This window comes from Pedococcus sp. (assembly GCF_036554925.1).
GTDB lineage: Bacteria > Actinomycetota > Actinomycetes > Actinomycetales > Dermatophilaceae > Pedococcus_A.
In genome coordinates this window covers 21,746-32,293 of sequence record NZ_DATBMI010000019.1, presented here as the reverse complement: position 1 = coordinate 32,293, position 10,548 = coordinate 21,746, and the positions used below count along the sequence as shown (strand labels likewise).

At 75.0% G+C, this 10,548-nt stretch carries 8 protein-coding genes; 5 read left to right on the top strand and 3 right to left on the bottom strand.

All coding sequences use genetic code 11. The features are described from left to right. The 3 genes from murJ to VIB11_RS01475 form a co-directional block, all read right to left on the bottom strand. The coding region (murJ, locus tag VIB11_RS01485; RefSeq protein ID WP_332027676.1) for a murein biosynthesis integral membrane protein MurJ at positions 1 to 1,332 on the bottom strand (1,332 nt) is incomplete at its 3' end. After that, complete coding sequence (locus VIB11_RS01480; protein WP_332027674.1) at positions 1,329 to 3,506, bottom strand: DUF6049 family protein; 2,178 nt, start codon at positions 3,504 to 3,506, stop codon at positions 1,329 to 1,331. The genes murJ and VIB11_RS01480, both read right to left, overlap by 4 nt. Continuing rightward, positions 3,506 to 3,991 (bottom strand): NUDIX hydrolase, encoded by a 486-nt coding sequence (locus VIB11_RS01475; protein WP_332027672.1) that lies wholly within the window; start codon positions 3,989 to 3,991, stop codon positions 3,506 to 3,508. Before VIB11_RS01475 ends, VIB11_RS01480 begins: the two co-directional genes overlap by 1 nt. Before the next feature lie 114 nt (positions 3,992 to 4,105). On the opposite strand from VIB11_RS01475, the gene VIB11_RS01470 reads away from it, so the two are divergent. The 5 genes from VIB11_RS01470 (at position 4,106) to VIB11_RS01450 (ending at position 10,548) form a co-directional block, all read left to right on the top strand. Continuing rightward, entirely contained in the window at positions 4,106 to 5,590 is a 1,485-nt protein-coding gene (locus VIB11_RS01470; RefSeq protein WP_332027670.1) for a CCA tRNA nucleotidyltransferase, read from the top strand. Positions 5,591 to 5,809: 219 nt separating this feature from the next. Further along, positions 5,810 to 6,301, top strand: a complete 492-nt coding sequence (locus tag VIB11_RS01465; RefSeq protein ID WP_332027668.1) for a hypothetical protein — start codon at positions 5,810 to 5,812, stop codon at positions 6,299 to 6,301. Then, the gene (locus VIB11_RS01460) at positions 6,298 to 7,113 is read left to right on the top strand and encodes a PP2C family serine/threonine-protein phosphatase (RefSeq protein WP_332027666.1); all 816 of its coding nucleotides are present in this window, start codon (positions 6,298 to 6,300) and stop codon (positions 7,111 to 7,113) included. The genes VIB11_RS01465 and VIB11_RS01460 overlap by 4 nt, the downstream gene beginning before the upstream one ends. Continuing rightward, positions 7,106 to 8,902 (top strand): FHA domain-containing protein, encoded by a 1,797-nt coding sequence (locus VIB11_RS01455; protein WP_332027664.1) that lies wholly within the window; start codon positions 7,106 to 7,108, stop codon positions 8,900 to 8,902. The genes VIB11_RS01460 and VIB11_RS01455 overlap by 8 nt, the downstream gene beginning before the upstream one ends. Continuing rightward, the gene (locus VIB11_RS01450) at positions 8,899 to 10,548 is read left to right on the top strand and encodes a serine/threonine-protein kinase (protein ID WP_332027662.1); all 1,650 of its coding nucleotides are present in this window, start codon (positions 8,899 to 8,901) and stop codon (positions 10,546 to 10,548) included. Before VIB11_RS01455 ends, VIB11_RS01450 begins: the two co-directional genes overlap by 4 nt.

The following is a 10,548-nucleotide window of genomic DNA, read 5'->3' as shown; positions in this document are numbered from 1 at the left end:
ACCGACGAGGGCGGCCGCGAGGTTGGAGAAGGTCTGCCCGAGGCCGACGACGACGCCGGTGCGCTCGGGGTCGACCAGCGCGGCCACCACGTTGGCCACGGTGGCGATGACGGTCACCACGACCTGCAGGTAGAACGGGGTCTTGGCGTCCTCGTACGCGTAGTAGACGCGCTGGACGAGGTAGAGCCACCCGAAGGGCAGCGCGCCCAGCATCATGGCGATCATCACCGCGGCGATGGCGCCGGCCTGGTCGGGCGTGTTGAGGGGGAAGGCGACGCGGACCGCGGTCGTCCCGAGGAGGACGGCGGCGACCGTTCCGGGGATCAGGACCACGGCCGGCATCCGCAGGCCGCGGTTCAGGTCGTCGACGACGTCGCGGTCGCGGCCGGTGTGGGCGGCCTCGGACATGCGTGTGAAGAGCGCTGTGACCAGGGAGACCGTGATGAGCGAGTGCGGCAGCATGAAGAGCAGGAACGCGATGCCGTAGGCGGCCTTCCCGGCCCCCACGACGCCCGCCTGGTGGAGCAGGTCACCCGCGCGGGTCATCACCTTCGAGGTGACGATGAAGCCCAGCTGGCTCACGCCGATGGCCGCGAAGGTCCACAGCGCAACCCGGGAGGCCGAGCCGAGGCCTGCCCCGCGGAAGCCCCAGACGGGCCGGTAGCGGAAGCCGCTGCGGCGCAGCGGGACGACCAGCACCAGCGCCTGCAGCGCGACCCCCAGCGTGGCGGTGCCGGCGAGCACCCACACCATGGCCGGGGTCCACTCGCTCACGGGCACCTCGGTGCCGAAGGCGAAGCGGAAGGCGACGAGGCCGGCGATGGCGACGAGGTTGGCCACCGCCGGTGCCCACATGTATGCCGCGAAGTGGCCGCGCGCGTTCAGGACCTGCCCCAGCAGGGTGTAGAGCCCGTAGAGGAGGACCTGGGGGAGGCAGATGAAGGCGAACGCCGTGGCCAGGCCGAGGGCCTCGTCGTCCCAGCCCTGGGAGAACAGGCGCACCAGGAAGGGCGCCGCCGCGGTGATCACCACCGTGGCCACCGCGATGATCGCGAAGGAGATGGTCAGCAGGCGGTTGACGAACTCGTGGCCGCCGTCGTCGTGGGTCGCCGCCTTGGTGATCTGGGGGACCAGGACGGCGTTCAGCACGCCGCCCGCCAGCAGCAGGTAGAACTGGTTGGGCAGGGTGTTCGCCACGTCGAAGGTGTCGGCCGCCAGGCCGATGCCGACCACCCCGGCCAGCGTCGAGGCCCGGACGAAGCCGAGGGTTCGGGAGGCGACGGTTCCCAGAGCCATGAGCGCGCTGTTGCGGGCCAGGCTTGCGTTGCTCATGCAGTTCCTTGCGAGGTCGGGAGGGGCTCGGCCGCATTGACCGGTTCGGGCTTGCGTCGCACGGACCGCCAGATGCCGAGCACGAGGATGATCCCTGCGAACCCGCCGAGCGTCCAGTAGACCCAGTCGCCGGTCGGGGTCACCTGCACCACCACGTCGGCGCCCTGGCCGATGACGGTGCCGTCGGGGGTGGTGAGGGTGGTCCGCAGCGGCACCGAACCGGCGGCCAGGGTGGTGACGCCGACGATCGCGGTGGCGCGGCTCTTGGCGCCGATGCGCATGACCGGCGGCTGGCTGTCGATGCGCAGCCGGGGGGTCGCCGGCTCGAGGGTCAGCTTGACGTTCTCGACGGCGACGTCGAGGTCGTTGGCGACGGTGACCTGGAGGCGACCGGTGTCGGCCAGGAAGTTGATGTTGCTGCGCGACACGGTGATGCTCCGGGTCGTCTCGTCGATCGCGCCGCTGACGCCGCGGCTCAGCGTGCTCCACTCGGCGCGGGCCGGGGGCACCCGCCACCGCGTCGACGCCAGCTGCTCGGACGCCCGGCCCCAGATGCGGCTGAACTCCTCGCCGTCCTCACGGATCGTGGCCACGCCGCGAATCGTGCGGAGGTTCTCCTGGAGGTTCTGCAACCGTGCCCGGTTGAGCAGCGGCTTGCTCGCGGCATACGGGTCGCGGGGGGCAGCCGGTGGCCCGGCCTCGCCGCCCGGCCGCCCCGCGGAGGGGGGTGTGGTCGCGCCGGGGCGGGTGCCCACCTGCTTGGGCATGGGGACGGCACGGCGGGCGTCGCGCAGCAGCTCGTCGGTGGACACCGTGTCCAGCCACGGGATCGACGCGGCGGTCCGCAGCAGCCCCGCGGCACCGGAGGGGTCGGGGTCGAACGACCGGGGGGCGGCAACCAGGACGGAGCGCGACGGGGTGCCCGGGCGCTCGTCGAGCAGCGCGGCGGAGTCGGCGATGAAGCGTTGGGTGCTCAGGGCAGCCGACGCAGGCGTGGTCGTCTGGGCGAGCAGGGCGCTGAGAGCGTCGTCGTAGCCGAGGACCGGCAGGCCGTCCGCGCTGCGGCGGTGGGCGTCCTGCGTGCCACCGGTGAGGGGGAGGGTGGACTGCGCGGCCAGCTGGCCGGCGAGGGGAGGGTCGGCGAAGAGCCGCCGGAGGACGCTCTCGCGGGCCGCGGTGTGGCGACCGTCTGCGGGCCACGCGATGTCGGCCCGCCCGCCGAGCGCGGAGGCGACGCTCGACGAGCGTGCGACGAGCGCGGAGGTCAGGGCCAGCCCCCCGCCGGCGTCGGCCACGGCGGCAAGGTCGGCGTCGACGTCGGGCAGGACCCAGGGGGTGTGCTCGGTCGCCGACGCCCGGATCCGCTGCTCCATGGCGGTGCGCGCGCCGGCGGCGCTCTCCGGTTGCGGGGCGGGCGCACCCGGCTCGGCGGAACCCTCGACCTCCTGCGGCAGCAGGCTCGGCACCAGCGTGGGGTCGATCGCCCAGGTGACCGGCGAGGCCTCGGTCGCCTCGACCACCCGGGCCAGGCGCGACCCCGCGCCCAGCGCACGCGACCACGCCGCATCACGGGCCTCGCCGGGGGAGCCGAAGAGGTCGCTCTCGCCGTCGATGGTCAGCGGCACGGCCCAGGCGACCCGCAGCGGCTCGTACTCCTTCTGGCGCTGGTACCCGGCGAACGTGTGCAGGGCGGACCCGCCGGCCTCGATGCTCAGCGGCAGGGCGCCGTACGCAGGCGACCGCAGGCCCGCCGCACCGGGGATCTCGACCCGGAAGGCCACCGAGCCCGAGGGCGGTATCGCCGCGCGGACCTGCTGCTGCCCGACGACCCGGCCCTGGGCGGGCCCGGTGCCCTCGGCCCACACGCCGACATCCTTGCGGGTGGCGAGCGGCTGGTCCCCCAGCACGACCCGCACGCGCGGGGCGGGGACGGCGGTCGGGCCCGGGTTGTCCAGGGTGCCCGTGACGGTGACGTTCTGCCCGGGCCGGGCGATGGCCGGGGAGATGCTGGACACGCTGATCTCGAGCGCGGTGCCGGCGGCCGAGGCGCCGGCCGGGCTCGTGCTCTCCGCGGGCGGGGCCGCGCCCGCACTCGCCGGCGCGGTGGGCAGCGCCGCTCCCGCCAGGAACAGGACGGCGACCGTCAGTGCCCGGCAGGCCTGGAACCCGCGCATCACCCGCTCCCGGACAGCCGAGTCCACGCCGCGCGGGCGATGCGACGCTCGTTGGGGAACGTCAGGTGGAGGTGGGCGTCGGCCAGGGGGAGCCAGGCGACGTCGATGGCCTCCTGGTCGGGGTCGTTGTCGATGGTGAGAAACCCGCCGGTCGCCTCGAGCAGGTAGTGGTGGACGTACTTGTGGACCCGCCGGTCCTCGGTGGCGAACCAGTAGTCGATGGTGCCGAGCTCGGTCAGCACCCGGCCCTCGATCCCCGTCTCCTCCGCCACCTCGCGGGCCGCGGCCTCAGCGAGGGTCTCGCCGTGCTCCAGGTGGCCCTTGGGCAGGCACCACTCGACCCGGCCGGCACGGTTGCGCCGCGCGATGACGGCAATGCGGGCGACGCCCTCGTGCACGTCGACGACGATGCCGCCGGCGGACCGCTCCTCCACCGCGGGCAGCCGGCGGGGGAGCCGCTCGGGGTCGCGCGCAGGGGAGGTCACGCGGCCACTCTAACCAGCCACGGGAGCCCGCCGGTCGATCGCCGGTCCGGGCGGGTGGCCTCCGTCACGGTCGATGGCGGGGCGCCCGCGAGCCGTCACCTACCCTTGTCTCCCGTGCCCTCCCCCCAGCCCAGCACTGCTCTGCTCCAGCAGGCCGTCGCGCACCTCGCGCCGGTCGTGCCGCTGCTGACCGAGCTCGGAGACCTGTTCACCGGGGCCGGTCACGAGATCGCCCTGGTCGGGGGTCCCGTCCGCGACGCGTTCCTCGGGCGTCCGTCCCCCGACCTCGACTTCACGACCAGTGCCAGCCCTGCGGAGTCCCAGAAGCTCCTGGCGGCGTGGGGTGACGCGCACTGGGACATCGGGCGTGAGTTCGGCACCATCGGCGCCCGGCGCGGCGCGACCACGGTCGAGGTGACGACGTACCGGGCCGACGCCTACGACGGCCAGACCCGCAAGCCGGTCGTCGCCTTCGGAGACAACCTCGAGGACGACCTGGTCCGCCGCGACTTCACCATGAACGCGATGGCGCTGCGGCTGCCCTCGCTGGAGTTCGTCGACCCGTATGCCGGTCTGGCGGACCTCGCGCGGAAGGTGCTGCGCACCCCCGGCCCCCCCGACGTGAGCTTCGCCGACGACCCGCTCCGGATGATGCGCGCGGCGCGCTTCGCGGCGCAGCTGGGTGCGCGGGTGGCCCCGGAGGTGGAGCGGGCCATGCGCGAGCGGGCGGCCACGCTGGAGATCGTCTCGGCCGAGCGCGTACGTGACGAGCTCACCAAGCTGCTGCTGGCGCCGAGCCCGCGCGCGGGCCTGGAGCTCCTCGTCGACACCGGACTCGCGGCACACGTGCTGCCGGAGCTCCCCGCGCTGCGCCTCGAGGTCGACGAGCACCACCGCCACAAGGACGTCTACGAGCACTCGCTGACCGTCCTGGACCAGGCCATCACCCTCGAGGGGCCACCGGACGGCCCCGAGGAGTCCGTACCGGGACCCGACCTCGTCCTGCGGCTGGCCGCCCTCCTCCACGACGTGGGCAAACCGGCCACCCGGCGCTTCGAGCCCGGCGGCGGGGTCAGCTTCCACCACCACGAGGTCGTCGGCGCCAAGCTGACGGCCAAGCGGCTCAAGGCGCTGCGCTACGACAAGGACACGGTCAAGGCCGTCGCCCGGCTGGTCGAGCTCCACCTGCGTTTCCACGGCTACGGCGAGGGTCAGTGGACCGACTCCGCCGTGCGCCGCTACGTCACCGACGCCGGGCCCCTCCTGCAGCGGCTGCACCGGTTGACCCGCTCGGACTCCACCACCCGCAACCAGCGCAAGGCGGCCCGGCTCTCGCGCACGTACGACGAGCTCGAGTCCCGGATCCAGCGGCTCATGGAGCAGGAGGAGCTGGCCCGGGTGCGCCCCGACCTCGACGGCAACGAGATCGCCGAGGTCCTCGGGATCGAGCCCGGCCCCGTCCTCGGGCGCGCCTACAAGCACCTGCTGGCCGTGCGGCTCGACGAGGGGCCGCTCGGCAAGGAGGACGCCCGGGAGCGGCTGCTCCGGTGGTGGGCGGACCAGCCGGAGTCGCCGTCGGGGGCCGCCGGGGTGCGCTGAGCCCCGACGTCCCCGGGTGGCCGGGCAGTCCTGGCGCGGAAGTGCTTCTCCCCGATCGGTGGCGCGCCGCGGGTTTCTCACGATTGCCCCGATGTGGAAGGCTGGCCCGGCGGTCATCCGATGGGGAGTGCTCCCCATGTCGGGCGGGTCGGGGTGTCCCTAGCCTGTGGGGGTCGTGCGGGCGGACCGCGTCGGCCGGAGCATGAGAGGGAGGAAGCCGTGAGCGGAGGGGCCACGATGCAGACGTTGAGCTACCCCAGCAGGCAGTTCCCCGGGCCCCCGGCCGTCGCCGTCGACATCCCGCAGGCCTGGTCGCCGGTGCGGGTGCCCGGCACCCTCATCGCCGCGCGCAGCACCTCCACCGACGGCAGCTTCGCCCCCAACATCGTCATCCGCGGCTTCACCCGTTCCGGGCGCTTCACCATCGGCCGGGCGCTCGCCGAGCTGCAGCAGTTCGTGTCGCAGCAGCCCGACGGCGAGGTCGAGCCGCCCTTCGAGGTCGAGATCGACGGCGTGCCCTTCGTCGGGGTGAACGTCTCGTGGACCGACCAGACGGTGGGGGACGTCGTGCAGGCCCACCTGTTCGCGGGAGCCCGGCGTGGACAGGTCGTCGACCTCATCCAGGTGACGGGGTCCGTGGGTGGCGAGCACGCCGAGGCGGCGTACCCCCAGGTGCAGCAGGTGATGCAGACGGTGCGGGTGACCCGGTGAACCCGGCGGCGCCCGCGCAGGACCCCGGGCTCACGTTGCGCGCCGGGGCGGCGACCGACGTGGGCCGGGTGAGGCGCCACAACGAGGACAGCGTCCTCGCCCGCGGGTCGGTCTTCGTCGTCGCCGACGGCATGGGCGGCCACGCCGCGGGTGAGGTCGCGAGCCGCATCGTCACCGAGACCCTCGGCGAGCTCGCCGAGCGCCCACGACTGCGGCCCGAGGACGTCGTCGCGGCCCTCACCCTGGCCAACACCCGGATCCTGCAGTCGGTGGCCCGCCACCCGGAGCAGACCGGCATGGGCACCACGGCGACCGGGCTGGTCGTCGTGTCCGCCGGCGGGTCCGACCACTGGGCCGTCTTCAACGTGGGCGACTCCCGCGTCTACCGCCTGATCGGCGAGGAGCTGAGCCTGCTCACCGTCGACCACTCCGAGGTCCGCGAGATGGTCGACGCCGGGCTCATCACCGAGGAGCAGGCCCTGCGCCACCCGCTGCGCAACGTCGTCACGCGCTCCCTCGGCACGGAGACCATGCCGACGCCCGACCTCTGGGTCTTCCCGCCACACCCCGGCGAGCGCTTCGTCATCTGCTCCGACGGGCTGTCCAACGAGCTCTCCCTCCAGGACATCCGCCGCGTCGTCCTCGAGGTCGAGGAGCCCCAGCAGGCGGCGGAGGCGCTGGTCCGCGCAGCCGTCGACGCGGGAGGCCGTGACAACGTGACCGCCATCGTCGTTGCCCTTGATGGTGGAGACGACGAGGACTTCGACGCCGACACGGCGCCGCGCAGTGGACCGGGGGACCAGCGTGACTGAGGTCCGGGTGAGCGTGCAGGACCAGCCGGGGTGGACCGCCCTGGCAGCCGATGGTGTCCACGTGCTCGTGGGCTGGGAGGCGCAGGCGCCCGGGCTCGAGCGGGTGCGGGCTGCCACCGCCGGGGGCCTCGACGCGGTCCTCGACGCCCTGACGGTCGACGGCATCCGCCGGGCGCCCGACTTCGTCGCCGTGGAGCAGGGCGCGCCCCTGCGCCTGGTGGCCCGTGGCAGTGCGTATGCCGTGGTGTCCGGCCCCGGCGTCGAGGAGGAGTTCCGCTCCGCAGGGCGCGGCCCGTGGGCGGACGACGACGCTCCGCACGGCACCACCGCGGTGGACCTGCGCCCAGGGGTGGCGGAGGTGCAGGAGCCCGCGCCGGGCCCCACGCCGGACCCCGCGCCGGGCCTCGCGCCGGGCCTCGCGCCGGACCCCACGCCGGCACCCGAGCCGGCGGGTCCTCCGTCAGCGCAGCCCGCCGGTCGCGGCGGCTGGAGGTTGCCCAGCCGGCTGGGACGCCGCGGCCAGCCCGAGCCCGAGCCGGCCCCGGTGGCCTCCGCCGGTGTCGACGAGGTCGAGGACCTCCCGAGCTACGACCACCTCTTCGGCGCGACCCAGCACGGGCGTCCGGAGGCCGGAGCCGCCCGCTACCTCGGGGCGCACGACACGGACAGCCTGTCCGAGCCCGGGATCGGACGAGCCCCGATCGAGGCGGCCGGCGGCTTCACCCCGGCCCACCCCGAGTCCGCGCAGACCCTGCCCCCGCCGACCGACACCGACCGGGCGACCCCCGAGCGGGCCGCCCAGCCGCCCCGCGCGGTCGGCCCTCGACCTCCGGCACCGGCGGGGCCTGCCCCCGCGCCCGCCGCCACTCCGGCGCCTCCGGCTGGTGGGCTCATCGACTCGGTCCCGTGGCGCAGTGGTGGCTCGAACGTCGCACCGCCGGAGGAGCCACTGCCCCCACCGGCGCCGGCACGACCGCGCGCCTCGGGCGGCGTGCAGACCCCACCGCCCGCCCCCACGCTCCGGCCGACCGGTGCGGTCCCACCCGCGCCGGTCGCCACCTCGTCCGCCACCTCGTCCGCGACCCCGACGCCCCCCGCGCAGTCCATCCCGCAGCCGGTCCCGGCGCCCACGGCCGCACCCTCCCCCGAACCCCCGGCGCCACCCGTCGCGGCGCAGCCCACCACGGTGCAGCCCGCCACCCCTCAGCCCACCACGGTGCAGCCGCCCGTGGCACCGCCTGCACCCACCGCGGCGGAGGTCGACGACGACGCCGAGGCCACCGTCGACCGCAGCGCCCTGCTGGCCGCGGCCCAGCCCGAGTCGGGCCCGCTGGTGCTGGCCGTGCTGTGCCCCGCCGGGCACCCCAGCCCGCCGCACGCCGCGTCGTGCCGCACGTGTGGGCGGGAGATCCCGCCACAGCAGCCGTTCCAGACCCCGCGGCCGCCGCTCGGGGTGCTGCGGCTGGCCTCCGGTGACGTCGTCTCCCTCGACCGCGGGGTCCTGCTGGGGCGCTCGCCCAAGGTGAACGCCGACCTCCCCGTCGCCGACCGGCCCCACCTGGTGCGGGTCACGAGCCCGGAGAACGACATCTCCCGCAACCACGTCGAGGTCGTCCTGGACGGCTGGCACGTCCTGGTGCGCGACCTCGGCTCCACCAACGGCACCACCGTGGCGCTGCCGGGGCAGGTACCGGTGCGCCTGCGCCCCGGTGACCAGCAGGTCATCGAGCCCGGGACGATCGTCACGCTGGCCGACGAGGTCAGCGTGACCTTCGAGGTGGGCGCGTGAGCACCTCGACGCCACCGGACATCCCCGGTCTGGTGTACGTCCAGCCCGTCGGCTCGGGCGGGTATGCCGACGTGTTCCTCTACGAGCAGCAGATGCCGCGGATGCCCGTCGCGGTCAAGGTGCTCAAGGGGGAGGGGCTCACCCCCGCGATCCGCCGGCAGTTCGCCGACGAGGCCGACACGATGGCCCAGCTGGCGGACCACCCGTACATCGTCCAGGTGTTCCGCGCCGACACCGCCTCGGACGGCCGCCCGTACCTCGTCATGAAGTACTACCCGCCGCCGAACCTCGCGATGCGCGCGCGGCGGGAGCGCTTCACCGTCGAGGAGGTGCTGCGCACGGGCATCCAGCTCGCCAGCGCCGTGGAGACCGCCCACCGGGCGGGCATCATCCACCGCGACATCAAGCCGGCGAACGTGCTGGTCAGCCAGTACGGCGCCCCCGGCCTCACCGACTTCGGCATCGCCGGCCGCGGTGCCGCCCACGACGAGGACGACGACGTGGGCGTCTCGGTGCCCTGGGCCCCGCCGGAGGTGCTCTTCGGCCAGTCGAGCGGCGATGCCCGGGCCGACGTGTACTCCCTGGCCGCGACCCTGTGGCAGCTGCTCGTGGGCCGGTCGCCGTTCGAGGTTCCCGGCGGCGACAACACCGCCTACGCCCTCATGCCGCGGATCCGCGCGACGCCCGTGCCCCCGACCGGTCGCGCCGACGTGCCGGTCTCCCTGGAGCGGCTGCTGTCCCTGGCCATGGCCAAGGACCCGGCCGGCCGGCCCGCCACCGCGCTCGCCTTCGCCCGCGCGTTGCAGGAGATCGAGCAGGAGCAGCGGTTCCCGCGCACCGCCATCGTGGTGCTCGACGAGCAGGGCCAGACCACCCTCGCCGACCAGACCGCCCCGTCCGGGGAGGGCTCCGACGACGACCGGACCCGCGTCCGGGCGCCCAAGGCGATCCACGCGCAGGCGCCGGCCCCCGCCCGGCCGGCCCCGGCGGCATACGCGGTGCCGCTCAGCGGGTCGACCGCGATCCCGGCGGCCCCGCCCACCCCCGTCGCGACGAACCACGCGAGCTCGGCCCTCGGTGCGGGCGGCCCCCAGCACGACGAGGGTCTCGCCGAGGAGGGCACCGTCCGGGTCGACCGCGCCCGAGCGCGGGCTGCGACCGAGACACCTGAGGCGGCGGCGCTGACCGCCCAGCCGGGGGCGCCGACCCACACCCAGATCAGCCCGGGGGTCGTCATCGGCGTCGTGGCCGCCCTGGTCGCGGCCCTCGTCGGTGTGGGGGCCTGGGCCCTCGCCGGCCGGGGCGACACGCCCGACGCGGCGCCGACCTCCGCGCCCCCCACCGTGGCAGCGCCGACCGACGACACCGCCCTGAGCCCTCCGGAGACGCCGACGATCGAGGCAGCCGGCCTCCCCGGCTCCGTGCGGTTCCGCTGGACGTACTCCGGTCGCGAGAAGTCCGACACGTACCGGGTGCGTGTCGCGCCGATCGCCTCGGACCTGCCCCGGGCGGCGTTCCGGGTGGCCAAGGACACCGGCCTCGTGGTCAGCACCCCCAAGGGCCGCCAGCTGTGCGCCCAGGCGCAGGTGGTGCGCAGCGGGGTCAGCTCCGACTGGTCGCAGCCGAAGTGCGAGAAGGCGGGGTGA

Coding starts and splice junctions, on each gene's coding strand:
- VIB11_RS01480 (WP_332027674.1), bottom strand. CDS start 3,506: ATGCGCGGGTTCCAGGCCTGCCGGGCACTGACGGTCGCCGTCCTGTTC.